Consider the following 24758-nt stretch of genomic DNA (forward strand, 5'->3'; position numbering starts at 1 on the left):
AAGCAAAATATTGTTTGTCAGACTTGGTGCAGATGCATGCTGGATTTTGGTGCGATGCACGAAAACGGGACTCGGGCAGCGCAGGGCACAAAGCGGGTGTGAGGCTTTGGGTAAACCCTGATGAGCCGTACGCTGGACGAAAAAAAAGCGCATGCCCTAAGGCATGCGCCGTTCTTGCCGGAAGGCTTCGGTGTCGTCAGACCACGATGGTCTGCGCCTCGCCCTCGGCGCGTTCGCGGATCTCACCGATCTGCCACACGGCCTCGCCGGCCGCTTGCAGGTGGCGAATAGCGCGCTCAGCATCTTCCTTGGCCACGATCACGACCATGCCGATGCCGCAGTTGAACACGCGGTGCATTTCGTCGTCGGCCACGCGGCCCTGCGCCTGCAGCCACTGGAACAGCGGCGGCAGCGTCCAGGCATCGCGCTTGAGCACGGCGGTGACGTCCTGCGCCAGCACGCGCGGCACATTCTCGGTCAGGCCGCCGCCGGTGATATGGGCCATGCCCTTGACCGGCAGGGTTTCGATCAGCGACAGCAGCGGCTTCACGTAGATGCGCGTCGGCGCCATGATCGCGTCCTGCAGGCGCTGGCCGTGGAAGTCGGCGTTCAGGTCCGGCTTGGCCACTTCGATGATCTTGCGCACCAGCGAGTAACCGTTGGAGTGCGCGCCCGACGAAGCCAGGCCCAGCACCACGTCGCCCGGGGTGATGGTGCTGCCGTCGATGATCTTCTTCTTTTCGACCGCACCGACGGCAAAGCCGGCCAGGTCGTATTCGCCGTCCGGGTACATGCTGGGCATTTCGGCGGTTTCGCCGCCGATCAGGGCGCAGCCGGCCAGTTCGCAACCGCGGGCGATGCCCTGGATCACGGTGGCGGCGGTGTCCACGTCCAGCTTGCCGCAGGCGAAGTAGTCGAGGAAGAACAGCGGCTCGGCACCCTGCACCAGGATGTCGTTGACGCTCATGGCGACCAGGTCCTGGCCGACGGTGTCATGGCGGTTGAGCTGGAACGCAAGCTTGAGCTTGGTGCCGACGCCGTCGGTGCCCGACACCAGCACCGGCTCCTGGAACTTCTTCGACAGTTCGAACAGCGCACCGAACCCGCCGATGCCCGCCATCACGCCTTCGCGCATGGTGCGCTTGGCAAACGGCTTGATGCGGTCGACCAGTGCGTCGCCGGCATCGATATCAACACCGGCGTCGCGGTAGGAAAGGCCTGCCTGGCCGGCGGTCGGGGATGCGCTCATGGGAACCTGCTTGTCCTGGAGGAAATAAAGTGAGGAATCCGGCGCTCGGGCCACTGCGGCTGCCGTTGCTTGGCATCGGAAGGCGGGCGCGAGTCCAGTAGAATTGCAATTTTAACGGATAGAGGCCCGCCGCTTCCAGTTTCCGGCGAGATTCCGCCGCAAACAGCGCAGTCGCCCGCCCCCCCCAACTATTGATGAATGCCCCGCTGTTGAACCAAGAGGCCAAGCGTATCCTGCTCTGGGTCGTCGTGGCCGTCGCGCTGTTCGCCGCCATCATCGCGCTGGCGCCGGTGCTGACGCCGTTCCTGTTCGCGTTCATCTTCGCCTATATCCTCAACCCGGGCGTGGACTGGCTGCAGCGCCGCCGGGTGCCGCGCGCGGTCGGCGTGACGCTGATGATCCTGCTGCTGACGGTGATCTGCGTGATGCTGGTACTGCTGGCGATCGCGGTGCTGCAACGCGAGATCCCGCAGATCCGCGAACAGTTGCCGATCCTGCTGAAGAAGCTCAACTCCGTGGTCTCGCCCCGGCTGGCGGAGTTCGGCGTGCGCATCCGCTTTGACTTCCCGGGCCTGCGCAACATGCTGTCGGACCGCTTCTCCGCCAGCCCGGAAGACCTGCTGGTGGTGTTGCTGAACTACGTCAAGATGTCGGGCTCGGCGCTGATCACGGTGGCCGGCATCGTCTTTATCGTGCCCATCGTCATGTTCTACCTGATGATGGACTGGCACATGGTGATGCGCCGCATCGAGGGCGTGGTGCCGCGCCGCTGGGTGCCCAAGGTGCGCGAACTGACCAACGAGACCGACGCGCTGCTGTCGCAATACCTGCGCGGCCAGATCCTGGTGATGGTGATCCTGGCGGCGATCTACTCGATCGGCCTGACCATCGCCGGCTTCGATATCGGCGTGCCGGTCGGGGTCTTCACGGGACTGGCGGTGTTTATCCCGTATATTGGCTTTGGTGTCGGGCTGGTCATGGCGATCCTGGCCGCGCTGCTGCAGTTCGGCAACTGGTACGGGCTGGCCGCGGTGGCGGTGGTCTACGGCTTCGGCCAGTTTATCGAGAGCTTCTACCTGACGCCGCGCCTGGTGGGCGAGCGCATCGGCCTGCACCCGCTGGTGGTGATCTTCGCGCTGCTCGCCTTCGGCCAGCTGTTCGGCTTCTTCGGCGTGCTGCTGGCGCTGCCGACCTGTGCCGTGCTGCTGGTCGGCGCGCGGCAGCTGCGGCGGGTTTACCTGGCCAGCGACCTGTACCGAAAATAACGGCTGCCCCACTGCTGCCCACACCCGCAAGTTAGCCATACGTCATGTCCCCGCGTCCCAAGCAACTGTCGCTCGAGCTGGGCAGCCCGCCGCCTTCGACCTTCGAGAATTTCGTGGTGGCATCCAACCGCGAGGCGGTGCAGCGCCTGCGCGAACTGCCCGCCGCGCTCGCCCAGGAGCACGCCAGCGACCGGCTGGTCTACCTGTGGGGCGAGGTCGGCTGCGGCCGTACCCACCTGCTGCACGCGCTATGCGAGGCCGGGCCGCAGCACGGCATCCGCAGCCGCTACCTGAGCCCGCACCACCCGCTGTCGGACTTCCTGTTCGACCCGTGGTGCCACCTCTACACCGTCGATGACGTCGAGCTGCTGGATGAAGCGCGCCAGATCGCGGTGTTTTCGCTCTACAACGAGGTGCGCGCCCACGTGCGCACCGCGCTGGTGGTGGCCGGCGGCCTGGCCCCGCGCGCGATGCTGGTGCGCGAAGACCTGCGCACGCGCCTGGGCTGGGGCCTGGTGTACCAGGTCGCGCCGCTGTCGGACGACGACAAGAAGGCCGCTGTGCTGCATGCGGCACGCGAGCGCGGCCTGCAGCTGTCGCCGGAGATCACGCACTGGCTGGTGACGCGGCATTACCGCGACATGCCCAGCCTGATGGCGCTGCTGGACGCGCTCGACACCTACTCGCTGGAACGCAAGCGCCCTGTGACGCTGCCGCTGCTGCGTGAAATGTTTGCTGAATTCCGGGATTAGCGCCGGATCGGCGCCCTTACCGCACCCAATGCGGCCCCGGCGCCTGCCTGCCTGCCCGCCCGACCTCTCGCCTTAAGGTAAAATCGCCGCCCATGAATCTGGCACTCTTTGACCTCGACCACACCCTGATCCCGACCGACAGCGACCATGAATGGGGCCGCTTCCTGGTCCGCCTGGGCGTCGTCGACGAGGAAACCTACCGGCAGAAGAACGACGAGTTCTACGGCCACTACAAGGCCGGCACCCTCGATATCCAGGCCTTCCTGCGCTTTGCGCTGGCGCCGCTGGCGGCCAACCCGCGCGACCGGCTCGATGCCATGCGGGTGCGCTTCATGCACGAGGTGATCGACCCGGTGATCACGCCGCAGGCGCGCGCGCTGGTCTACAAGCACCTGGAAGCCGGCGACCTGTGCGCCGTGGTGACCGCCACCAACAGCTTTGTCACCGCGCCGATCGCCGCGGCCTTCGGCATCAAGCACCTGATCGCCACCGAGCCCGCCACCATCGACGGCAAGCCGGAAAGCCAGTTCACCGGCGAGGTCCACGGCGTGCCCAGCTTCCGCGAAGGCAAGATCACCCGCGTCGAATCCTGGCTCAGGAGCCAGGGCGCGCAGTGGGACCACTTCGAAACGACCACCTTCTACAGCGACTCGGCCAACGACCTGCCCTTGCTGGAAAAAGTCTCCGAGCCGATCGCCACCAACCCGGACGATCGCCTGCGCCACCACGCCGCCGCGGCAGGCTGGCGCATCATGGATCTGTTCTGACGTGATCAAGAAGCTCATTACCCGGCTGCTGGGCAAACCCAGCCCCAAGCTGCGCCGCACCGGCCGCGCCCATACGCCGCGCATCGTCGGCGCCGACGAACACCAGATCGACCCCGCGCTGCTGTCGCGCAATGCCGTCAAGGTCACCTCCACGCTGCAGCAGGCCGGCTACCAGGCCTACATCGTGGGCGGCGCGGTGCGCGACCTGCTGCTCGGCATCAAGCCCAAGGATTTCGACGTCGCGACCAACGCCACGCCCGACCAGGTGCAGGCGCTGTTCCGGCGCTCGCGCATCATCGGCAGGCGCTTCCAGATCGTGCACGTGACCTTCTACGGCGGGCGCGAGCAGGAAATCATCGAGGTCTCGACCTTCCGCGCGCTGGTCGACGCCATCGCCAGCGAGACCCTGCCCGAAGGCCGCCGCCTCAAGCGCGCCGAGCTCGACAGCAAGACCCATGCGATCGATGCCTCGGGCCGGGTGCTGCGCGACAACGTGTGGGGCTCGCAGGCCGAAGACGCGGAACGCCGCGACTTCACCATCAACGCGATGTACTACGACCCGGCCGCGCAGACCGTGCATGACTACCATCACGGCATGGAAGACATCCGCGCGCGCACGCTGCGCATGATCGGCGACCCGGTCACGCGCTACCGCGAAGACCCGATCCGGATGCTGCGCGTGGTGCGCTTCGCCGCCAAGACCGGCTTCGACATCGACGAGGCCACGCGCCACCCGATCGCCGGCCTGGCGTCGCTGATCCACAACGTGCCCAGCGCGCGCCTGTTCGACGAGATGCTCAAGCTGCTGATGTCCGGCCACGCCTGGGCCTCGCTGCAGGAGCTGCGCAAGGCAGGCCTGCACCAGGGCCTGCTGCCGCTGCTGGACGTGGCGCTGGAGCAGCCCATGGGCCAGCGCTTCGTGCAGCTGGCGCTGGACAACACCGACCGCCGCGTGCAGGCCGGCAAGCCGGTCTCGCCGGGCTTCCTGTTCGCCGCGCTGCTGTGGCACCACGTGCTGCAGCGCTGGACCAGGCTGCGCGAAGAGGGCGAGCACGCCATTGCCGCGCTGAACACCGCCATGGACATGGTGCTGGAAAAGCAGACCGGCCAGCTGGCGATCCAGCGCCGCTTCGTCACCGACATGCGCGATATCTGGGGCATGCAGCCGCGCTTTGAAAAGCGCGTGGGCCGCATGCCGTTCCGCCTGCTGGAGTCGCCGCGCTTCCGTGCCGGCTTTGACTTCCTGCACCTGCGCTGCCAGTCGGGCGAGCTGCCCGAGGAACTGGCCGCCTGGTGGCAGGACTTCCAGGACGCCGACCCGGGCGAGCGCGAGGACCTGATCGACGCGGTACGCAGCGCGCGCGGCCCCGGTGGTCAAGGTGGTCATGGCAGTCAGGGTGGCCAGGGCGCCGAGGGCGAAGGCCCGGCACGCAAGAAGCGCCGCCGGCGCGGTCCGCGGAAATCGGATAAAGTGTCTTCCCGGAGCGACACGGACGCGGGCGAGGCAGCACATGCCGGCCCCGGCCAGCCGGAGGAAACCTAAATGACGCTTGCCTTCATCGGCATCGGGGCCAATCTTGGCGATGCCCGCCAGGCCATCAAGGACGCCATCGTGTGTCTGGCCCAGCAGGTCGGCATCACGGTGCTGGCTCGCTCATCGCTCTACCGCACCGCCCCGGTCGATGCCGGCGGCGACGACTACTACAACGCGGTGGTCAAGGTGCAGACTTCGTTCACCGCGGCGCAGCTCCTGCGCATCTGCCACCACATCGAGGACCAGTTCGGCCGCGAGCGTCCGTTCCGCAACGCGCCGCGCACGCTGGACCTGGACCTGCTGCTGTTCGGCGACGAGCAGCACGACCACGAGCACCTGACGGTGCCGCACCCGCGCCTGACCGAGCGCGCCTTCACGCTGGTACCGCTGCTGGAGCTGGACGCCGCGCTGGCCATCCCCGGGCGCGGACGCGCCGCCGACTACCTGGCCGGCGTGGGCGCGCAGCGCATCGAGAAGGTCTCTACCTGCAAGTGCCTGCGCATGCAGGCCGCCGCTGGCGAGACCGGCGATGGCGGCAGCCCTGGCTGACCCCGCCCGGCGGCGCCCGCGGCGCAGCCTTCCACCCCACTGAAGCCCGGAGCGCCATGCTCGATCACCTGCGCCGCATCGTCGTCGAAGGCCCCGTCGGATCCGGCAAGACCTCGCTGGCCCAGCGCCTGGCGCGCACGCTGCAGGCCCAGGAGCTGCCCGACAGCGCACGCCGCAGCCCCTTCCTCGAACCCTTCTACCGCGATCCCGCGCGCCATGCGCTGGCGCTGCAGCTGTGGTGCCTGACCCAGCGCGCGGTGCAGCTGCAGCAATGGCAGGCGGGGGTGCTGGCCGGACAGCGCATGGTCACCAATTTCCTGATGGCCAAGGACCGGCTGCACGCGGCGCTGACGCTGTCCGACGACGAACTGGCGCTCTACGACGCCATCGCCGCACGCCTTGACCTGCCGCCGCAGCGCGCCGACCTGGTGATCGTGCTGCAGGCCACCCCGTCGCTCTTGCGCGAGCGCATCGTGCGCCGCGGCGAGCCCGGCGAGGCCGGCATCGACGAACACTACCTGCAGCGCCTGGCCGGCGCCTACGGCGAATTGTTCCACCGGTACGACGACGCCCCGGTGATGGTGGTCGACACCGCCCACTTCAATCCGGTGGACAATGATGACGATTTCCGTACACTACTGTCGCGCATCGAAAACATGCGCGGCCGCAAGGCCTTTCTCAATCTCGCTGCGCCCTGACAGGCTCCGCCTGCCAGACCCAACACAATAACGACGGCTGTCGTTGCCGTGCGGGCGGCCCTCCCGGCACCGGCAAAGCCGTCCTATATGGGCACTGCCATGAGCTACCTCCTCGATCCCTCCCGCAAGACCATCACGATTCCCAAACTGCAGGCGATGCGTGACGCCGGCGAGAAAATCGCCATGCTGACCGCGTACGACTCCAGCTTCGCCGCGCTGCTCGACTACTGCGGCGTGGAAATGATCCTGGTCGGCGATTCGCTGGGCAATGTGATGCAGGGCCAGCAGACCACGCTGCCGGTCACGCTGGAACAGATGGCCTACCACACCGAATGCGCGGCGCGCGGCAACCAGACCTCGCTGCTGCTGACGGACCTGCCGTTCGGCACCTATCCCACGCCTGAGGCCGCGTTTGCCAGCGCGGTCACGCTGATGAAGGCCGGCGCGCAGATGGTCAAGCTCGAAGGCGGCGACTGGCTGGCGCCGATCGTCAAGTTCCTGGTCGAGCGCAGCATCCCGGTATGCGCGCATATCGGCCTGACGCCGCAGTCGGTGCACGCGCTGGGCGGCTTCAAGGTGCAGGGCAAGACCAACGCCGGCGCGGCCCAGCTCAAGCGCGACGCGCTGGCGCTGCAGGCCGCCGGCGCGCAGGTGGTGCTGATGGAGGCGGTGCCCGCGGCGCTGGCCGGCGAGATCACGCAATCGCTGACGGTCCCCACCATCGGCATCGGCGCGGGCGCGGACTGCTCCGGCCAGGTGCTGGTGCTGCAGGACATGCTCAATATCTACCCGGGCCGCAAGGCCAAGTTCGTGCGCAACTTCATGGACGGCCAGACCTCGATCGAGGCGGCCGTGCGCGCCTACGTGGCCGCCGTCAAGGACGGCAGCTTCCCCGCCGCCGAGCACACCTTCTCCGCCTGAGCCGGTGGAGATCGGCACCGCCACCGCCGACGCCTTCCGCCTGCTGGCCAGCGGCGACGCCGGCCTGTGGTTCATCGTCTGGACCTCGCTGATGGTGGCGGTGCTGGGACTGGCGCTGGCCACGGTGCCGGCGATCGCCGCGGCCTGGCTGATCGCCACGCGGCAGTTCCCGGGCCGGCGTGCGGTGGTGGTGGTGGCGCAGGCCTTCCTGTCGTTCCCGACCGTGCTGGTCGGGCTGGTCCTCTACCTGCTGCTGACGCGCCAGGGCCCGCTGGGCAGCCTGCACCTGCTGTTCACGCCGGCGGGCATGGTGCTGGGGCAGGCAGTGATCGGCTTCCCGGTGGTGCTGGCGTTTGCGCTGTCGACCCTGCAGGGCGCCGACGTGCGCCTGCGCGAGACCGCCTGGGTGCTGGGCGCCGGGCGCTGGCGCACCTTCCTGACGGTGATCCGCGAACTGCGCTTCGGGCTGATGGCGGCGGTGGTCGCCGGCTTCGGGCGCGTGATTGCCGAGGTCGGCTCGGCGCTGATGATCGGCGGCAATATCGAAGGCTCCACCCGCACCATCACCACGGCCATTGCGCTGGAAACCAGCAAGGGCGAGTTCGCCCAGGGCATTGCGCTGGGCATCGTGCTGGTGGCGCTGGCGCTGCTGGTCAATATCGGCATGGCCTGGCTGCAGGGTGCCGGAGGCTTCCGCCGATGACCCCCTCGGTTGCCCATGACCACAGCCCGCTGCTGACTGTGCGCGGACTGGCGCGCACCATCGGCCTGCGCAAGCTCTTTGCCATCGACAGGCTGGTGATCCCGCGCGCCACCGCGATCGTGCTGACCGGCATGAACGGCGCCGGCAAGACCACACTGCTGCGCATGCTGGCCGGGCTGGAGCCGGCACCCGGCGCCAGCGCGCAGTGGACCGACGCGCACGGCCAGGCGCACGACGCCCCCCTCTCCCCGCTGCCGCCGGCGCTGCGCCAGCGCATTGCCTACCTGCACCAGCATCCGTACCTGTTCCGCACCTCGGTGCGCGAGAACATCGCCTACGGCCTGCACGCACGCGGGATGCCGCGCGACGAGATCGCCCGCCGCGTGGGCGAGGCGCTGGGCTGGGCCGGCGTGTCGCACCTGCAGGACACCGCGCCCGAATACCTGTCGGGCGGCGAGATCCAGCGCGTGGCGCTGGCGCGCGCCAAGGTGCTGGAGCCGGAGTTGCTGCTGCTGGATGAGCCTACCTCGAGCCTGGACGGCCATGCGCGCGAGCAGGTGATTGGGCTGGTCGGCGACCTGGCCGCGGAAGGCCGCACCGTGGTGATGATCTGCCACGACCGCGAGCTGATCAACCTGCCGGGCGTGGTGCGCTGGAAGCTGGGCGACGGCGTGCTGGACACGCACCACCCTTAGTCTTCAGGCTTACTGGCCCAGCGTCGCCGGCATCGCGCCGCGCAAGGCGTTGACCAGGACGATGGCCTCGGCGCGCGCGAGCATCGCGCGCGTGATCACCGCTTCCGTCACCGCTTCGCCGGGGGCGCCCAGCGCCGCCCCACCCTCGTCCAGCGCCACCGCGCGCATCACGCCGGGCAGGATGTCGGCCGACAGCGGCGGCGTCAGCCAGCGGCCATCGATGCGGACGAAGACCGAGCTGCGCCCGCCTTCCAGCAGTTCACCGCGCGTGTTGAAGAACAGCCGGTCAAAGCCACCGGCACGCTCGGCGGCCTGCCAGCCCGCATCGAACACTGCGCGCGCGCTGGTCTTGTGGCGGCGCAGCGGATCGGCGGCGGGTAGTGGCTCGGGGGCGATATCGATCCTGACCGGACCGGCCGGCATCGGTACCACCGCGCCGCTGGCAAATGCGAGCGCGCCGCGCTTGTCCACGCTCATACGCAGGCGCCATGTCCCCGTGCCCAGCTGCGCTACCTGCGCGGCCACCGCGTTGCGTGCCGCATCGGCATCGAAAGCGAAGCCGAACGTATGTGCCGAAGCGCCAATGCGCGCAAGGTGCCGCGCCAGGTAAAGGCACTCGCCGTCCTGCACGCGCATGGTCTCGAACAGCGTAAAGCCGGGATCGTGCCGCGTCAGGAAACGCGCCTTCCAGCCGCACTCATCGAATTCCTCCGCCGCGACGCTGTCATGGACGATGCCGCCGCCCACGCCCATTTCACCCGCGCGCAGGCCAGTATCCGCGAGAGGCGCCAGTACCAGCGTGCGGATTGCCACCGACAGCGCGAACGGTCCCGCGGTGCCTTCGTCGGTTGGCGCATCGATCCAGCCGATCGCCCCGGTGTACAGCCCGCGCGGCGTGCCTTCCAGTTCGGCGATGATCTGCATGGTGCGCCGCTTGGGCGCGCCGGTGATGGAGCCGCACGGGAACAGCGCCGCCATCAGCGCGCCAAAGCGCGTGCCGGGCCGCGCCGTCGCGGTGACGGTAGAGGTCATCTGCAGCACCGCGCCAAACGGCTGCACCGCAAAGCGCTCCGGCACCGCCACGCTGCCCGGCTGCGCGATGCGCCCCAGGTCGTTGCGCAGCAGGTCGACGATCATCACGTTCTCGGCGCGGTTCTTGGCATCGGCGGCCAGCGCGGCGGCGGCCTGCGCATCGCGCACGGCATCGCCCGAGCGCGGCGCGGTGCCCTTCATCGGCCGGGTCAGCAGGTGGCCCTGGCCGTCGTGGCGCACGAACAGCTCGGGCGACAGCGACAGCACCGTGGCGCCATCCGGCAGGCTGGCCAGCACGCCATACGGTACCGGCTGCGCGGCGCGCAGCGCGGCGTACAGCGCCACCGGGTCGCCAAAGGCATCGAAGTGCAGGCGCTGGGTGTAGTTGACCTGGTAGGTGTCGCCGGCTTCGATCCACTGGTGGATGCGGGCGATGGCGTCGTCGAAGGCCTCGCGGGAGGTATCGGAAGCCACGCCCATCAGGCCCGCCGGCCTGGGGTCGGCTTTCGCCTGCAGCCACGCCGTGACCGCCGCGGCATCGAGCCGGCGCAGGTTGCGGAACCACAGCAGGCGCAGCGCGCCGTCGTGGAACGGCATCGCCTTGCCAGTGTGCACCGGGGCATCGACCAGCGCGCCGGAGAATTCGTAGGGGGCAAACAGGGTGGCATGCCAGCCCTGGCGCCAGCCGTCGGCAAGCATGGTGTCGAGCTGCGCGATGTCGCTGCCGGCGGGCAAGACGTCTTCACGGATGAAGCCGGTGTAGAGGCGTGATGCGGCTTGCGCCGCCGGGGCCGTGGCGTCGTCGAGAAGGACGAAGGCCTCTCCGCTTGCGGGCGGTGTGCTCCCCTCGCCCGCTTGCGGGAGAGGGGCCGGGGGAGAGGGCGGGGGCTGGATGCTTGCTACCACGGGGAAATCGTCAGGAAAGGAGCGGTGGGGACAACCTTGGCATTATCGCGCGCCAAAAACAAAACCGGCCACGCTCGCACGTGGCCGGTCCGATACTGCAAACCCGGTCAGCTGAAGAAACTCTTCACCTTGTCCAGCCAGGATTGCTCCTGCGGGCTGTGGCGCGAGCCGCCCTCATGCACCGAGCGGTCGAACTGGCGCAGCATGTCCTTCTGCGCCTCGGTCAGCTTGACCGGCGTCTCCACGTTCACATGCACATAGAGGTCACCCGGATAGCCGGAACGCACGCCCTTGATGCCCTTGCCACGCAGGCGGAAGGTCTTGCCGGACTGGGTGGCTTCAGGCACCGGGAAGGTGGCCTTGCCGCTCAGCGTCGGCACTTCCAGGTCGCCGCCCAGCGCCGCGGTGGCGAAGGAGATCGGCATCTGGCAGTGCAGGTCGTCGCCGTCGCGCTCGAACATCGGGTGCGCCTTGATGTGGACTTCCACATACAGGTCGCCCGGGGGGCCGCCGTTGATACCCGGCTCGCCGTTGCCGGACGAGCGGATGCGCATGCCTTCGTCGATGCCGGCCGGGATCTTCACCTCCAGCGTCTTCTGCGACTTCAGCTTGCCCTGGCCGTGGCACTTGGTGCACGGCTTGGGGATGTACTTGCCGCTGCCGTGGCACTTCGGGCAGGTCTGCTGCATAGTGAAGAAGCCCTGCGACACGCGCACCTGGCCGGCGCCGTGGCAGGTCGGGCAGGTTTCCACGCTCGAGCCCGGCTCCGCGCCGTTGCCGTGGCAGTGGTCGCAGTCGTCCCAGTGCGGCACGCGGATCTGCGCCTCGTGGCCGTGCGCGGCCTGCTCCAGCGAGATCTCCATGCTGTAGCGCAGGTCGGCGCCGCGATAGGCCTGCGGGCCACCGCCGCCGCGACGGCCGCCGGCCTGCTGGCCGAAGATGTCGCCGAAGATGTCGCCAAAGGCCTCGGCGAAACCGCCGTAGCCCTGCGCGCCGCCGAAGCCGCCCGCCATATTGGGGTCGACACCGGCATGGCCATACTGGTCGTAGGCCGCCTTCTTCTCCGGGTCGGAAAGCATCTCGTAGGCCTCTTTGACCTCCTTGAATTTTTCCTCGGCGATCTTGCCGTCCTTGCCTTCCGGATTGCGGTCCGGGTGGTACTTCATCGCGAGCTTGCGATAAGCCTTCTTGATCTCGTCGTCGCTCGCGTTCTTGCCTACCCCGAGCACTTCGTAATAGTCACGTTTTGCCATGGTGGCTCAAACCCTTTTGGCCGGCACGCACATGCGGCGCGATACCGGCGAATAGCAAAAAAGCCGAGCGAGGCATCCGACGGCGGTTTCCCGCTGGGTCCGATGGCCGCGCCCGGCGTCGGGGCGGGAGCGGTGCCGGCCAGTGCCTGCACCGCCGCCCGCGTGTCCCGATTACTTCTTGTCGTTGACTTCCTTGAATTCGGCGTCCACAACGTTGTCGTCCTGCGGCTGCGCCTGCTGGCCACCGGCCGCGCCGGCACCGGCAGCGGCACCGGCCGTGGCGCCTTCGCCAGCCTTGGCCTGCATGTCGGCGTAGACCTTCTCGCCCAGCTTCTGGCTGACTTCGGACAGCGCGTTGACCTTGGCATCGATCTCGGCCTTGTCGCCGCCGCGAGCGGCGTCTTCCAGTTCCTTGATCGCGGCTTCGATCTTTTCCTTCTCGCCGGCTTCCAGCTTGTCGCCGTATTCGGTGAGCGCCTTCTTGGTCGAGTGGATCAGCGCGTCGGCCTGGTTGCGGGCATCAGCCAGCTCGCGGGCCTTCTTGTCTTCCTCGGCGTTGGCCTCGGCGTCCTTGACCATGCGCTGGATCTCGTCTTCCGACAGGCCCGAGTTCGCCTTGATGGTAATCCGGTTTTCCTTGCCGGTCGCCTTGTCCTTGGCGCCCACGTGCAGGATGCCGTTGGCGTCGATGTCGAACGACACTTCGATCTGCGGCGTGCCGCGCGCTGCGGGCGGAATGCCTTCCAGGTTGAACTCGCCCAGCAGCTTGTTGCCGGAGGCCATTTCACGCTCCCCCTGGAACACCTTGATGGTCACCGCCGGCTGATTGTCGTCGGCGGTCGAGAACACCTGCGCATGCTTGGTCGGGATGGTGGTGTTCTTGGTGATCATCTTGGTCATCACGCCGCCCAGGGTCTCGATCCCCAGCGACAGCGGCGTCACGTCCAGCAGCAGCACGTCGGTACGGTCGCCCGACAGCACCGAGCCCTGGATCGCGGCACCGACGGCCACGGCTTCATCCGGGTTCACGTCCTTGCGCGCTTCCTTGCCGAAGAACTCCTTGACCTGTTCCTGCACCTTGGGCATGCGGGTCATGCCGCCGACCAGGATCACGTCGTCGATGTCGCTGACCTTGACGCCCGCGTCCTTGATGGCGATGCGGCACGGCTCGATGGTGCGCGTGATCAGCTCTTCCACCAGGGATTCGAGCTTGGCGCGGGTCATCTTCAGATTCAGGTGCTTCGGACCCGAGGCATCGGCCGTGATGTACGGCAGGTTGATCTCGGTCTGCTGCGAGCTCGACAGTTCGATCTTGGCCTTTTCAGCGGCTTCCTTCAGGCGCTGCAGCGCGAGCACGTCCTTGGACAGGTCCACGCCCTGGTCCTTCTTGAACTCGCTGATGATGTAGTCGATGATGCGCTGGTCGAAGTCTTCGCCGCCCAGGAAGGTGTCGCCGTTGGTCGACAGCACTTCGAACTGCTTCTCGCCGTCCACGTCCGCGATCTCGATGATCGAGATGTCGAAGGTGCCGCCACCGAGGTCATACACGGCGATCTTGCGGTCGCCCTTCTCGTTCTTGTCCATGCCGAACGCCAGCGCAGCCGCGGTCGGCTCGTTGATGATGCGCTTGACGTCCAGACCGGCGATGCGGCCGGCATCCTTGGTGGCCTGGCGCTGCGAGTCGTTGAAGTAGGCCGGCACGGTGATCACGGCTTCGGTCACCGGCTCGCCGAGGTAGTCCTCGGCCGTCTTCTTCATCTTGCGCAGCACTTCGGCGGAAACCTGCGGCGGCGCCAGCTTCTGGTCGCGCACCGACACCCATGCGTCGCCGTTGTCGGCCTTGACGATGGAATACGGCATCAGGCCGATGTCCTTCTGGACTTCCTTCTCTTCGAACTTGCGGCCGATCAGGCGCTTGACCGCGTACAGGGTGTTGCGCGGATTGGTGACGGCCTGGCGCTTGGCCGGCGCGCCGACTAGGATCTCGCCGTCTTCCATGTAGGCGATGATCGACGGGGTGGTGCGGGCACCCTCCGAGTTTTCGATGACCTTGGGGGTGTTGCCTTCCAGGATCGCGACACAGCTATTGGTGGTACCGAGGTCGATACCGATGATCTTACCCATTATTCTCTCCTCTTGAGCCGGCGCTATCCGCGCGGCTGCAATTCAACCTGAGGCCGAAATGTGGCCGTCCGGGGGCTTTTCAAGGGCAGAACCGGTAAATCCGAGTAATTTTCTGGGTTTCTGCACGCTATCAACGGCATCCGCCGCCGCAGGTTAAGCCGCCGGCGCGGCGCGGTCGGCGAAAGTGGCCTATTCCATACCTCCCGGCGCGTCGCGATCACGCTGCCACAACACGTCGGAACCGCCGCCGGCCCGGTTCATCACCCGCGCCAGCACGAACATCAGGTCCGACAGCCGGTTCAGGTACTGGCGCGGGGCGTCGTTCAGCGGCTCGGCCGCGCCCAGCGCCACCAGCGCGCGCTCGGCACGGCGGCACACGGTGCGGCAGACATGGGCCTGCGCCGCGGCGCGGCTGCCGCCGGGCAGGATGAATTCGGCCAGCCGCGGCAGGTTGGCGTTGTAGTCGGCGAGCCAGGTGTCGAGCTGCACCACCTGCTCAGGCTTGAGCAGGGTGTAGCCCGGGATGGACAGCTCGCCACCCAGGTCGAACAGGTCGTGCTGGATATGCAGCAGGGCGGCGCGCACGTCGTCCGGCAGGACCTCGGTCAGCAGCACGCCGACGTGGCAGTTGAGCTCGTCGACGTCGCCGATGGCGGCGATGCGCGGGCTGGCCTTGCCGGTGCGGCTGCCGTCGCCCAGGCCGGTGGTGCCGGCGTCGCCGGTGCGGGTGGCAATCTTGGACAGGCGGTTGCCCATGCCGGTCTCCTCGTAAGCGTGTGGTAGTCGTGGTCCGCCCTGCAACGCGGGGTGCGGGGGAAAGACGCATTATCGCGCCGGACCGCCTCGGCGCGCCAAGCGCTTGGGTACCGGCGCTTGCTGTGCGGCTATCGGCCAGTACCGGCCGCCGCAGTGCCCGGCCAGGGTGCATGAGCCGCCGCGCGGCGTAGAATGCCGGTAGCCCCCATTCGTCGCCCATTCGATAACCGGGTCGCGCCCCTGCCGGCCAGACCGGAGCTTGCTCCGCAGCGCCGCCGCCGGCACCACCGTCGCGCCGACCCGCCGGAGACCCGCATGAACCACCCCACGCCGTCCGCCACCCTCTCCCGCCGTCCGCTGCCGCCCGCCTTCAGCGAAGCCCTTGCGGCCCGCTTCGGCGAGCGCTTCACCACCTCCGCCGGCGTGCGCGAGCACCACGGCCGCGACGAATCGCCGTTCCCGCCGGCGCTGCCGGATGCCGTGGTCTTCGCCCACAGCACCGAGGAAGTGGCCGAGGTGGCGCGGCTGTGCAACCAGCATGGCGTGCCGCTGATCGCGTATGGCGCCGGCTCGTCGCTGGAAGGCCATCTGCTGGCGGTGGCAGGCGGCATCAGCCTGGACCTGTCGCAGATGAACCGCGTGCTGGCGGTGCAGCCCGAGGACCTGACCGTGACCGTGCAGCCCGGCGTCACGCGCAAGCAGCTGAACCAGGAAATCAAGGACACCGGCCTGTTCTTCCCGATCGACCCGGGCGCCGACGCCTCGCTGGGCGGCATGTGCGCCACGCGCGCCTCCGGGACCAACGCGGTGCGCTACGGCACCATGCGCGAGAACGTGCTGGCGCTGACGGTGGTGACCGCCGACGGCCGCGTGATCCGCACCGGCACGCAGGCGCGCAAGTCGTCGGCGGGCTACGACCTGACCCGGCTCTTTATCGGCAGCGAAGGCACGCTCGGCATCATCACCGAGGTGACGGTGCGGCTCTACCCGCAGCCGGAAGCGATCTCCGCCGCGGTGTGCGCCTTCCCCAGCATGGGCAGCGCGGTGCAGGCGGTGATCCAGACCATCCAGCTGGGCGTGCCGGTGGCGCGCGTGGAGTTCGTCGATGCGCTGGCGATCCGCGCCATCAACCGCCACGACAACCTGACCCTGCCCGAGACCCCGCACCTGTTCTTCGAATTCCACGGCACCGAGGCCGGCGTGCGCGAGCAGGCCGAGACCGTGCAGCAGATCACCGCCGAGCACGGCGGCCAGGGCTTCGAGTGGGCCACCCGCCCGGAAGACCGCAGCCGGCTGTGGAACGCGCGCCATACCGCCTACTTCGCCATGCTGCAGCTCAAGCCGGGCTGCAAGTCGGTGACCACCGACGTGTGCGTGCCGATCTCGCGCCTGGCCGACTGCGTCACCGAGACCGAGAAGAACCTGAACGCCTCGGCGCTGCCCTGCCCCATCGTCGGCCATGTCGGCGACGGCAACTTCCACGTGGCGATCCTGGTCGACCCCGACAAGCCCGAAGAGATGGCCGAGGCCGAGGCCATCAACCAGCGCATCGTCGAGCGCGCGCTGGCGATGGGCGGCACCTGCACCGGCGAGCACGGCGTGGGCCTGCACAAGCAGCGCTTCCTGGTGGAAGAACACGGCGAGGACGCGCTCGACCTGATGCGCGCGATCAAGGACGCGCTGGACCCCAACCACATCCTGAACCCGGGCAAGATCTTCAGCGCCACGCGCGCGGGCACGCAGTAAGGCGTACCGGGCAGATGGCCTCGATGTTCAACCGCGTCCCGCCGCTGCACCTGCTGATCGCGTTCGAGGCAGCGGCGCGCCTGGGCAGCTTCGCGCGCGCGGCCGAAGAGCTGTCGGTCACGCCCAGCGCGGTCTCGCACCGCATCAAGAATCTTGAGGAGCTGTGGGGCGAAGACCTGTTCGTGCGCGCCAACGCGGCGCTGCGGCTGACCGCCGCCGGCACGCGCTACCTGCGCAACGTGCAGGACGCGCTCAAGTCGCTCAACGAGCTGGCGCGGCCCGAATACAACAAGCTGCGCACCCGGCTGCGGGTGGCGATCCCGCCCACCTTCGGGCGCCAGCACCTGGTGCCGCGCCTGCCTGAGTTCGGCGCGCTGTATCCGCATATCGACCTCGAGCTGCACCTGGCGATCCCGTTCCTGGACGTCAAGGCCGAGGACACCGATGTCGAGATCCGCTACGGCACCGGCCGCTACCCCGACCTGAAGACCACCCGGCTGCTGGTCGAGCCGGTGTTCCCGGCGTGCGGGCGCGAGTACTACGAGCGCGTCAACGGCCGCGCCATCACCAAGCCCGAGCACCTGCACGGCCTGGTGCTGCTGCGCAGTCCGCTGGAGCCGTGGAAGCCGTGGTTCGAGACTGCCGGGCTGGACTGGGCCGAGCCGCAAACCGGGCCGCAGTTCAATGACATCGGCCTGATGCTGGAGGCGATCGCGTCCAACCAGGGCGTGGCGCTGGTGCGCCAGCGCATGGCACGGCACTGGCTGTCGCTGGGGCAGATGGTGCGGCTGCTGGATGTGGAATCGGTCTCGCCGCACGGCTACTACATCGTCGAGCGCGAACAGGCCCCGCTCAAGCCCGAGGCGCGCTATTTCGTCGACTGGCTGCTGAGCCTGGACTGGTAGGAGACCGACCTCATGGAAATCCGCTTGCTGACCCCCGCCGATGCCGCCGCCTTCCAGGCGCTGCGGCTGCGCGGCCTGGCCGAAGCGCCGGAAGCCTTCGCTTCCAGCCTGGAAGAGGAACAGGACCGGCCGCTGGAAGTCGTCGCCGGGCGCCTGGCCGCGACCGAGGGCAAGGCCGTATTCGGCGCCTTTGTCGACGGCAGCGATGGCAGCGCGCTGGCCGGCGTGGTCGGGGTGATGCGCGAGGAAAACGCCAAGCACCGGCACAAGGCCTTTATCTGGGGCATGTACGTGGCCCCGGGCTGGCGCGACCGCAAGCTCGGCCGCGCGTTGATGGAGCGGGCCATGGAACAGGCCGCCGCCATGCCGGGCGTGCGCCAGGTGACACTGTGCGTCAATGCCGGCAGCGCGGGCGCGGTGCGGCTGTATGAGTCGCTCGGCTTCGTGCGCACGGGGCTGGAGCCGGATGCGCTGTACGTCGCGCCGCACTTCCACGACAAGCTCGACATGGTCTGCTTCCTGCCGCAGCCGCCGGCACGCTGAGTCCGGCCGGACCGCCTTCCCTGCACCCGCGCTGCGGTGTACGCTGGACTTGCGCCGCCTGCCAGGAGTGATTTCCCGCGCAGCCATGATGAGCATTTTTGATCGGCCTGCCATGCGGAATTCACGTGTCCCGTGGTGCCCGTGCCAGGTGCCCTGCGCTATAGTCACCCGTCCCCCGCGGCAGGTCCTGCATTGCCGCGACCGGCAGGCCGCGCACCGGCCGCCATCCAGAAGGCCCCACAGGAGTCGTTCATGAATGCCCCGCACGAAGCCCAAACCATCGCCCCCGACGGCGCCCATGCCACGGCCGAAGGCCGCCGCAGCGCGCTGCTGGCCGGCCTGGCGCAGATCCTGCCGGATGCCGCGCTGCTGTGGAAGCCGGAAGACACCGTCCCCTATGAATGCGACGGCCTGGCCGCGTACCGCCAGGTGCCGATGGCCGTGGCCCTGCCCGACACCGAGGAACAGGTCTGCGCGATCCTGCGCCTGTGCCACAAGCTGGGCGTGCCGGTGGTGCCGCGCGGCGCCGGCACCAGCCTGTCGGGCGGCGCCATGCCGATCGCCGAGGGCCTGGTGCTGTCGCTGGCCAAGTTCAAGCGCATCCTGTCGGTCGATCCGTACTCGCGCACCGCGGTGGTCCAGCCGGGCGTGCGCAACCTGGCAATCTCCGACGCCGCCGCACCCCACAACCTGTACTACGCGCCGGACCCGTCCTCGCAGATCGCCTGCACCATCGGCGGCAACGTCAGCGAGAACTCCGGCGGCGTGCACTGCCTGAAGTACGGCCTCACCGTGCACAACGTGCTGCGCGTGCGCGCGGTGACGATGGAGGGCGAGGTGGTGGTGTTCGGCTCCGAGGCCCCCGACTCGCCGGGCCTGGACCTGCTGGCCGTGCTGATCGGCTCCGAAGGCATGCTGGCCGTGGTCACCGAGGTCACGGTGCGCCTGATCCCCAAGCCGCAGCTGGCGCAGGTGATCATGGCCTGCTTCGACGATGTCGAGAAAGGCGGCAATGCGGTGGCGGACGTGATCGCCGCCGGCATCATCCCGGCCGGACTGGAAATGATGGACAAGCCCGCCACCGCCGCGGTCGAGCAGTTCGTGCATGCGGGCTATGACCTGGATGCCGCCGCCATCCTGCTGTGCGAATCCGACGGCACCCCGGAAGAAGTGGCCGAGGAAATCGAACGCATGAGCGCGGTGCTGACGGCATCGGGCTGCACCCGCATCGTGGTCTCGCAGAACGAAGCCGAGCGCCTGCGCTTCTGGAGCGGCCGCAAGAACGCCTTCCCCGCCGCCGGCCGGATCTCGCCGGACTACTACTGCATGGACGGCACCATCCCGCGCAAGCACATCGGCACGCTGCTCAGGCGCATCGAAGCCATGGAGCAAAAGTACGGCCTGCGCTGCATCAACGTGTTCCATGCCGGCGACGGCAACATGCACCCGCTGGTGCTGTTCGATGGCGCGGACCAGGATCAATGGCACCGCGCCGAGCTGTTCGGCGCCGACATCCTGGAAACCTGCGTGGAACTGGGCGGCACCGTCACCGGCGAGCACGGCGTGGGCGTGGAGAAGCTCAACTCGATGTGCGTGCAGTTCTCGCCCGCCGAGCGCGACGCCTTCTTCGGCGTCAAGGCCGCCTTCGACCCGGCGCGGCTGCTCAACCCGGACAAGGCCATCCCCACGCTGGCGCGCTGCGCGGAGTACGGCAAGATGCATGTGAAGCGGGGCCTGCTGCCGCACCCGGAACTGCCGCGCTTCTGAGCCACGCCATGTCCAATCCACGCCGACGCCAGCAGCAGGAAGCGTTCGTCCGCGAGCGCCTGGGCCAGCCCGAGACCGGCTGGCGCCAGCGCTGGTACACCATCATCTTCGAGGCCGATACCCGCGAGGGCCGGCTCTTCGATGTCGCGCTGCTGCTGGCCATCGTCGCCAGCGTGATGGTGGTGATGCTCGACAGCCTGCCCGCGGTGAACAACCGCCTGGGGCTGGCGTTCACCGTGCTGGAATGGATGTTCACGCTGTTCTTCACGGCCGAGTACGTGATGCGCATCCTGGTGGTGCGCCGGCCGTGGCGCTATGTGTTCAGCTTCTACGGCATCATCGACTTCGTCTCGATCATGCCGACCTGGCTGGCCTTCTTCCTGCCCGAGCTGCATTTCCTGATCGACGTGCGCCTGCTGCGGCTGCTGCGCGTGTTCCGGATCCTGAAGCTGACCGTGTACTTCGAGGAAGCCGAGATCCTGTACCGCGCGCTGGTCAACAGCCGCCGCAAGATCTTCGTGTTCCTGGGCACGGTGTTCATCATCACGGTGATCCTGGGCACGGTGATGTACGTGGTGGAAGGCCCGCAGCACGGCTTCACCAGCATCCCGGTCAGCATGTACTGGGCGGTGGTGACGCTGACCACCACGGGCTTCGGCGACATGGTGCCCAAGACCCCGCTGGGGCAGTTCATCACCTCGCTGACCATCCTGCTGGGCTACGGCATCATCGCCTTCCCCACCGGCATCGTCGGCGCCGAGCTGGCCGCCAGCATCCTGAAGCGGCCGCTCACCACGCGCACCTGCACCCATTGCCTGACCGAGGGCCACGAACCCGACGCCGGCTACTGCAAGCATTGCGGCAGCCAGCTGCCCGAATACCAGAACGACCGGCCGGAAGTGCCCGGCGGGCCTGCCGGCTCCTGAGCCGGCCTTCCCTACCCCACGACGCATATGCAAGCCACCCTCGACGCCATCCGCGACGCCGTCAGGCAAGCCACCGAGACCCGCACCGCGCTGCGGCTGCGCGGCGGCGGCAGCAAGGACTTCTACGGCCAGCCCGCCGCGGGCCAGCTGCTGGACACGCGCGCCTATGCCGGCATCGTCGACTACGACCCGGCCGAACTGGTGATCACCGCGCGCTGCGGCACGCCGCTGGCCGAGATCGAGGCGGCGCTGGCCGAGAAGCGCCAGATGCTGGCCTTCGAGCCGCCCCATTTCGCACTGCCGGGCCAGCCCAGCACCGCGACGCTGGGCGGCGCCGTGGCCGCGGGATTGTCGGGCCCGCGCCGGCAAACGGCGGGCGCGCTGCGCGACTTCATGCTGGGCGCGCAGCTGATGGACGGCCGCGGCGAGGTGATGGACTTCGGCGGCCAGGTGATGAAGAACGTGGCGGGCTATGACGTGTCGCGGCTGCTGGCGGGCTCGCTCGGCACGCTCGGGCTGATCCTGCAAGTGTCGGTCAAGGTGCTGCCGGCACCGTTCGACGAGGCCACCCTGCGCTTCGAGCTGGCGCAGGCCGATGCCATCGAGCACCTGAACCGTTGGGGCGGCCAGCCGCTGCCGCTGGCGTCTTCGGCCTGGCACGCGGGCGTGCTTCACGTGCGCCTGGCCGGCGCCACCGCCGCCGTGCGCGCCGCCTGCGCCAGGCTGGGCGGCGAGCGCGTGGACGCTGCGGAAGCCGCGGCGCTGTGGCAATCGCTGCGCGAGCAGACCCACCCGTTCTTCGCCCCCGCCCAGGCGGGCCGCGCGCTGTGGCGCCTGGCGGTGCCCACCATCGCCGCGCCGCTGGAGCTGCCCGGCCCACAGCTGATCGAATGGGGCGGCGGCCAGCGCTGGTGGCTGCCCGAGGACGGCACTGACAAGACCGATGCCGAAAGCGTGCGCGCCGTGGCGCAGGCCGCCGGCGGCCATGCCACGCTGTTCCGCAACGGCGACAAGTCAGTGGGCGTGTTCACGCCGCTGGCCTCGCCGCTGGCCGCGATCCACCGCCGCCTGAAAGAGACCTTCGACCCGGCCGGCATCTTCAACCCGCAGCGCATGTACCCCGGGCTCTGATCCGGCACGTCCAGGCATCCCCCGGCACAACCTCCCCACACCATGCAAACGAACCTGGCCGATTTTCTTCGCAACACGCCCGAAGGCGAGGAAGCCAAATCCATCGTCGGCAACTGCGTGCATTGCGGCTTCTGCACCGCCACCTGCCCCACCTACCAGTTGCTCGGCGATGAGCTGGACGGCCCGCGCGGGCGCATCTACCTGATGAAGCAGGTGCTGGAAGGCCATGCCATCACCGAAAGCACGCGCCTGCACCTGGACCGCTGCCTGACCTGCCGCAACTGCGAATCGACCTGCCCGTCGGGCGTGCGCTACGGCCGCCTGGTCGATATCGGCCGCAAGCTGGTCGACGACAAGCTCGAGGCCGAAGGCGTGCAGCGCCCCGCCCGCGAGCGCATCGCGCGCTGGGTGCTGCGCGAGGGGCTGACGCGCCCGGCGCTGTTCGGCACGGCGCTGCGCCTGGGCCAGATGGTGCGCCCGCTGCTGCCGGGCACGCTGCGCAACAAGGTGCCGGCGCTGTCCAGCACCACCGCGCCCGGCACGTGGCCGCGCAATGCGCATGCACGCAAGATGTTGTTGCTCGACGGCTGCGTGCAGCCGGCAATGTCGCCCAACATCAATGCCGCAACTGCGCGTGTGTTCGACCGTGTCGGCGTACAACTGCTGGTGGCGCGCGAAGCCGGCTGCTGCGGCGCGATCCGCTTCCACACCGGCGACCACGACGGCGGCCTCGACAATATGCGCCGCAATATCGATGCCTGGTGGCCGCATATCGAGGACGGCGCCGAGGCCATCGTGATGACCGCCTCGGGCTGCGGCGCGATGGTCAAGGACTACGGCCACCTGCTGCGCAACGATCCGAAGTACGCCGAGCGCGCCCGCCGCGTCTCGGCACTGACGCGCGACCTGTCCGAAGTCTTGCCGGACTTTGCCGACGAGCTGCACACCCTGGCCGGCGCGGTCCCGCGCGACAACCGGCGCGTGGCTTACCACCCGCCCTGCACGCTGCAGCACGGCCAGCAGATCCGCGGCAAAGTCGAAGCGCTCTTGACCGGCCTCGGCGTCGAAGTCAAACTCTGCGCTGACAGCCACCTGTGCTGCGGCTCGGCGGGCACTTATTCGGTGTTGCAGCCGGAACTGGCCTACCGCCTGCGAGACGACAAGCTCGCCAAACTGCAGGCCACGCAGCCCGAAGCCATCGTCTCGGCCAATATCGGCTGCATCTCGCACCTGCAGGGCGGCACCGGCACCCCGGTGATGCACTGGATCGAACTGGTCGACAAGATGCTCGGCTAGCGCGGGCGGGCAGCATGGGCGGCAGCACGCATCCCTTCCGGACGCGCGCCGCGCACCTGCGACCAAACGCCACGCCCCCATGCTCCAGACCTTTGCAATCCTGTTGGTTTTCCAGTCCATCGGTGAGGTGATCAGCTACGCGCTGACCCTGCCGGTGCCCGGCCCCGTGCTGGGCATGATCCTGCTGTTCGGCTGGCTCGTCTTCGACGACCGCCTGCTGCCCATCATCCAGGGCACCACCACTGAGCTGCTCAAGCACCTGTCGCTGCTGTTCGTGCCGGCCGGCGTAGGCATCATGGTCCATGCCAACCGCATCGAGGGCGAATGGATGCCGATCCTGGTGGCGCTGGTGGTGTCCACCTGGCTGGCCATCGCCACCACCGCCGTGGTCACGCGCATGCTGATGCGCAAGCGCTCCGATACGCCGGACACGCCTCCCGCCGATGCGAAAGGAGAGCAGGCATGATCACGCCCCGCCTCAACGAGATCTGGGTCTACCTGGCCGCGAGCCCGCTGGTCGGGCTGACCGCCACGCTGCTGGCCTACGTCTTTGCCTTCCGCATCTATGAGCGTTCGCGCTTCTCGCCGCTGGCCAACCCGGTGATGATCGCGGTGGCGCTGCTGGTCACGGTGCTGACCGTCACCGGCACGCCCTACAAGACCTACTTCGACGGCGCGCAGTTCGTGCACTTCCTGCTGGGGCCGGCCACGGTGGCACTGGCGGTGCCGCTGTACCTGCAGCTGCCCAAGCTGCGCACCCATGTGTTCCCGCTGCTGGCAGGACTGGTGGCGGGCTCGGTGGTGGCGGTGGTGTCGGCGGTGGGAATTGCCTGGCTGCTGGGCGCATCGCCCGAGACCGTGCGCTCGCTCGCGCCCAAGTCGGTGACGATCCCGATCGCCATGGGCGTGGCCGAGAAGATCGGCGGGCTGCCCTCGCTGACGGCGGTGCTGGTGATGGCAACCGGCATCATCGGCGCGGTCAGCGCCACCAGCGTGCTGAACCTGCTGCGCATCCGCGACTACAGCGTGCGCGGCTTCGCCACCGGCGTGGCGGCCCACGGCATCGGCACCGCGCGCGCCTTCCAGGTCAACCAGGAAGCCGGCGCCTTTGCCGCGCTGGGCATGGGCCTGAACGGCGTGCTGACGGCGATCATGGTGCCGGTGATGGCGGCGTGGATGCCACACTGACACGCTCCTGACAGCACGCTGTCAGCAGCCCCCGCGCATGATGCGAACTCCC

At 68.5% G+C, this 24758-nt stretch carries 23 protein-coding genes; 18 read left to right on the plus strand and 5 right to left on the minus strand.

Annotated features, from left to right (window positions below; translation table 11 throughout):
- Nucleotides 1-196: 196 nt before the first annotated feature.
- The gene (gene purM, locus AC3WLF_RS09500) at nt 197-1249 is read right to left on the minus strand and encodes a phosphoribosylformylglycinamidine cyclo-ligase (protein ID WP_492319637.1); all 1053 of its coding nucleotides are present in this window, start codon (nt 1247-1249) and stop codon (nt 197-199) included.
- A gap of 194 nt (nt 1250-1443) precedes the next feature.
- On the opposite strand from purM, the gene AC3WLF_RS09505 reads away from it, so the two are divergent.
- From AC3WLF_RS09505 to AC3WLF_RS09545, 9 genes are all read left to right on the plus strand, one after another.
- Nucleotides 1444-2514 carry an AI-2E family transporter gene (locus AC3WLF_RS09505; protein WP_492319636.1) on the plus strand — a complete coding sequence of 357 codons (1071 nt, stop codon included), beginning with the start codon at nt 1444-1446 and terminating at the stop codon, nt 2512-2514.
- A 44-nt stretch (nt 2515-2558) separates the two neighbouring features.
- On the plus strand, nt 2559-3266 hold the full coding sequence (hda, locus tag AC3WLF_RS09510) for a DnaA regulatory inactivator Hda (protein WP_492358120.1): 708 nt from the start codon (nt 2559-2561) through the stop codon (nt 3264-3266).
- Nucleotides 3267-3358: 92 nt separating this feature from the next.
- Nucleotides 3359-4033: a histidinol-phosphatase gene (locus AC3WLF_RS09515; protein ID WP_058697802.1), complete on the plus strand. Its 675-nt coding sequence runs from the start codon at nt 3359-3361 to the stop codon at nt 4031-4033.
- Between the two features lies 1 nt (nt 4034).
- Nucleotides 4035-5576 (plus strand): polynucleotide adenylyltransferase PcnB, encoded by a 1542-nt coding sequence (pcnB, locus tag AC3WLF_RS09520; protein WP_010815026.1) that lies wholly within the window; start codon nt 4035-4037, stop codon nt 5574-5576.
- The gene (gene folK / locus AC3WLF_RS09525; protein WP_010815027.1) at nt 5577-6116 is read left to right on the plus strand and encodes a 2-amino-4-hydroxy-6-hydroxymethyldihydropteridine diphosphokinase; all 540 of its coding nucleotides are present in this window, start codon (nt 5577-5579) and stop codon (nt 6114-6116) included.
- Between the two features lie 56 nt (nt 6117-6172).
- Entirely contained in the window at nt 6173-6814 is a 642-nt protein-coding gene (locus AC3WLF_RS09530; RefSeq protein ID WP_010815028.1) for a deoxynucleoside kinase, read from the plus strand.
- A gap of 99 nt (nt 6815-6913) precedes the next feature.
- Nucleotides 6914-7735, plus strand: coding sequence for a 3-methyl-2-oxobutanoate hydroxymethyltransferase (gene panB / locus AC3WLF_RS09535; protein WP_492319634.1), 822 nt, complete (start codon nt 6914-6916; stop codon nt 7733-7735).
- Nucleotides 7736-7739: 4 nt separating this feature from the next.
- Nucleotides 7740-8438: an ABC transporter permease gene (locus AC3WLF_RS09540; protein ID WP_010815030.1), complete on the plus strand. Its 699-nt coding sequence runs from the start codon at nt 7740-7742 to the stop codon at nt 8436-8438.
- Nucleotides 8435-9133 (plus strand): ATP-binding cassette domain-containing protein, encoded by a 699-nt coding sequence (locus AC3WLF_RS09545; protein WP_010815031.1) that lies wholly within the window; start codon nt 8435-8437, stop codon nt 9131-9133. The genes AC3WLF_RS09540 and AC3WLF_RS09545 overlap by 4 nt, the downstream gene beginning before the upstream one ends.
- 9 nt (nt 9134-9142) lie before the next feature.
- Here AC3WLF_RS09545 and pabB read toward each other — a convergent pair whose 3' ends face one another.
- The 4 genes from pabB to AC3WLF_RS09565 form a co-directional block, all read right to left on the minus strand.
- Nucleotides 9143-11071, minus strand: a complete 1929-nt coding sequence (pabB, locus tag AC3WLF_RS09550) for an aminodeoxychorismate synthase component I (protein ID WP_492358121.1) — start codon at nt 11069-11071, stop codon at nt 9143-9145.
- 107 nt (nt 11072-11178) lie between these two features.
- The gene (gene dnaJ / locus AC3WLF_RS09555) at nt 11179-12324 is read right to left on the minus strand and encodes a molecular chaperone DnaJ (RefSeq protein ID WP_492319632.1); all 1146 of its coding nucleotides are present in this window, start codon (nt 12322-12324) and stop codon (nt 11179-11181) included.
- 171 nt (nt 12325-12495) lie between these two features.
- Complete coding sequence (gene dnaK, locus AC3WLF_RS09560) at nt 12496-14448, minus strand: molecular chaperone DnaK (protein WP_010815035.1); 1953 nt, start codon at nt 14446-14448, stop codon at nt 12496-12498.
- Nucleotides 14449-14637: 189 nt separating this feature from the next.
- Nucleotides 14638-15204, minus strand: coding sequence for a cob(I)yrinic acid a,c-diamide adenosyltransferase (locus tag AC3WLF_RS09565; protein ID WP_492358122.1), 567 nt, complete (start codon nt 15202-15204; stop codon nt 14638-14640).
- A 315-nt stretch (nt 15205-15519) separates the two neighbouring features.
- Here AC3WLF_RS09565 and AC3WLF_RS09570 point away from each other — a divergent pair, with 315 nt between their 5' ends.
- The 9 genes from AC3WLF_RS09570 (at nt 15520) to AC3WLF_RS09610 (ending at nt 24706) form a co-directional block, all read left to right on the plus strand.
- Nucleotides 15520-16950 carry an FAD-binding oxidoreductase gene (locus AC3WLF_RS09570; protein ID WP_492358123.1) on the plus strand — a complete coding sequence of 477 codons (1431 nt, stop codon included), beginning with the start codon at nt 15520-15522 and terminating at the stop codon, nt 16948-16950.
- Between the two features lie 14 nt (nt 16951-16964).
- A complete protein-coding gene (locus AC3WLF_RS09575; protein WP_114133744.1) occupies nt 16965-17855 on the plus strand; it encodes a LysR substrate-binding domain-containing protein in 891 nt (296 codons plus the stop codon).
- Between the two features lie 12 nt (nt 17856-17867).
- The gene (locus tag AC3WLF_RS09580) at nt 17868-18398 is read left to right on the plus strand and encodes a GNAT family N-acetyltransferase (protein WP_492319629.1); all 531 of its coding nucleotides are present in this window, start codon (nt 17868-17870) and stop codon (nt 18396-18398) included.
- A 252-nt stretch (nt 18399-18650) separates the two neighbouring features.
- On the plus strand, nt 18651-20165 hold the full coding sequence (locus tag AC3WLF_RS09585; RefSeq protein WP_010815040.1) for an FAD-linked oxidase C-terminal domain-containing protein: 1515 nt from the start codon (nt 18651-18653) through the stop codon (nt 20163-20165).
- Between the two features lie 8 nt (nt 20166-20173).
- Entirely contained in the window at nt 20174-21091 is a 918-nt protein-coding gene (locus tag AC3WLF_RS09590) for an ion transporter (RefSeq protein WP_492353250.1), read from the plus strand.
- 27 nt (nt 21092-21118) lie between these two features.
- On the plus strand, nt 21119-22222 hold the full coding sequence (glcE, locus tag AC3WLF_RS09595) for a glycolate oxidase subunit GlcE (protein ID WP_492357523.1): 1104 nt from the start codon (nt 21119-21121) through the stop codon (nt 22220-22222).
- Nucleotides 22223-22264: 42 nt separating this feature from the next.
- Nucleotides 22265-23518, plus strand: coding sequence for a glycolate oxidase subunit GlcF (glcF, locus tag AC3WLF_RS09600; protein ID WP_492319626.1), 1254 nt, complete (start codon nt 22265-22267; stop codon nt 23516-23518).
- Between the two features lie 79 nt (nt 23519-23597).
- Complete coding sequence (locus AC3WLF_RS09605) at nt 23598-23984, plus strand: CidA/LrgA family protein (protein ID WP_492319625.1); 387 nt, start codon at nt 23598-23600, stop codon at nt 23982-23984.
- Nucleotides 23981-24706: an LrgB family protein gene (locus tag AC3WLF_RS09610; RefSeq protein WP_492319624.1), complete on the plus strand. Its 726-nt coding sequence runs from the start codon at nt 23981-23983 to the stop codon at nt 24704-24706. The genes AC3WLF_RS09605 and AC3WLF_RS09610 overlap by 4 nt, the downstream gene beginning before the upstream one ends.
- The last annotated feature ends 52 nt before the right edge of the window (nt 24707-24758 follow it).

The sequence above is a fragment of the Cupriavidus sp. FW306-01-F10A genome (assembly GCF_058782785.1).

Excerpts from the sequence above, each read along its gene's own strand:
- AC3WLF_RS09580 (WP_492319629.1), top strand. The coding sequence starts at position 17,868 with ATGGAAATCCGCTTGCTGACCCCCGCCGATGCCGCCGCCTTCCAGGCG.
- hda (WP_492358120.1), top strand. The coding sequence starts at position 2,559 with ATGTCCCCGCGTCCCAAGCAACTGTCGCTCGAGCTGGGCAGCCCGCCG.
- glcF (WP_492319626.1), top strand. The coding sequence starts at position 22,265 with ATGCAAACGAACCTGGCCGATTTTCTTCGCAACACGCCCGAAGGCGAG.
- purM (WP_492319637.1), bottom strand. The coding sequence starts at position 1,249 with ATGAGCGCATCCCCGACCGCCGGCCAGGCAGGCCTTTCCTACCGCGAC.
- AC3WLF_RS09575 (WP_114133744.1), top strand. The coding sequence starts at position 16,965 with ATGGCCTCGATGTTCAACCGCGTCCCGCCGCTGCACCTGCTGATCGCG.
- AC3WLF_RS09605 (WP_492319625.1), top strand. The coding sequence starts at position 23,598 with ATGCTCCAGACCTTTGCAATCCTGTTGGTTTTCCAGTCCATCGGTGAG.
- AC3WLF_RS09585 (WP_010815040.1), top strand. The coding sequence starts at position 18,651 with ATGAATGCCCCGCACGAAGCCCAAACCATCGCCCCCGACGGCGCCCAT.
- AC3WLF_RS09565 (WP_492358122.1), bottom strand. The coding sequence starts at position 15,204 with ATGGGCAACCGCCTGTCCAAGATTGCCACCCGCACCGGCGACGCCGGC.
- dnaK (WP_010815035.1), bottom strand. The coding sequence starts at position 14,448 with ATGGGTAAGATCATCGGTATCGACCTCGGTACCACCAATAGCTGTGTC.
- AC3WLF_RS09515 (WP_058697802.1), top strand. The coding sequence starts at position 3,359 with ATGAATCTGGCACTCTTTGACCTCGACCACACCCTGATCCCGACCGAC.
- panB (WP_492319634.1), top strand. The coding sequence starts at position 6,914 with ATGAGCTACCTCCTCGATCCCTCCCGCAAGACCATCACGATTCCCAAA.
- AC3WLF_RS09505 (WP_492319636.1), top strand. The coding sequence starts at position 1,444 with ATGAATGCCCCGCTGTTGAACCAAGAGGCCAAGCGTATCCTGCTCTGG.
- AC3WLF_RS09530 (WP_010815028.1), top strand. The coding sequence starts at position 6,173 with ATGCTCGATCACCTGCGCCGCATCGTCGTCGAAGGCCCCGTCGGATCC.
- dnaJ (WP_492319632.1), bottom strand. The coding sequence starts at position 12,324 with ATGGCAAAACGTGACTATTACGAAGTGCTCGGGGTAGGCAAGAACGCG.
- AC3WLF_RS09545 (WP_010815031.1), top strand. The coding sequence starts at position 8,435 with ATGACCCCCTCGGTTGCCCATGACCACAGCCCGCTGCTGACTGTGCGC.
- AC3WLF_RS09590 (WP_492353250.1), top strand. The coding sequence starts at position 20,174 with ATGTCCAATCCACGCCGACGCCAGCAGCAGGAAGCGTTCGTCCGCGAG.
- folK (WP_010815027.1), top strand. The coding sequence starts at position 5,577 with ATGACGCTTGCCTTCATCGGCATCGGGGCCAATCTTGGCGATGCCCGC.
- AC3WLF_RS09570 (WP_492358123.1), top strand. The coding sequence starts at position 15,520 with ATGAACCACCCCACGCCGTCCGCCACCCTCTCCCGCCGTCCGCTGCCG.
- glcE (WP_492357523.1), top strand. The coding sequence starts at position 21,119 with ATGCAAGCCACCCTCGACGCCATCCGCGACGCCGTCAGGCAAGCCACC.
- AC3WLF_RS09610 (WP_492319624.1), top strand. The coding sequence starts at position 23,981 with ATGATCACGCCCCGCCTCAACGAGATCTGGGTCTACCTGGCCGCGAGC.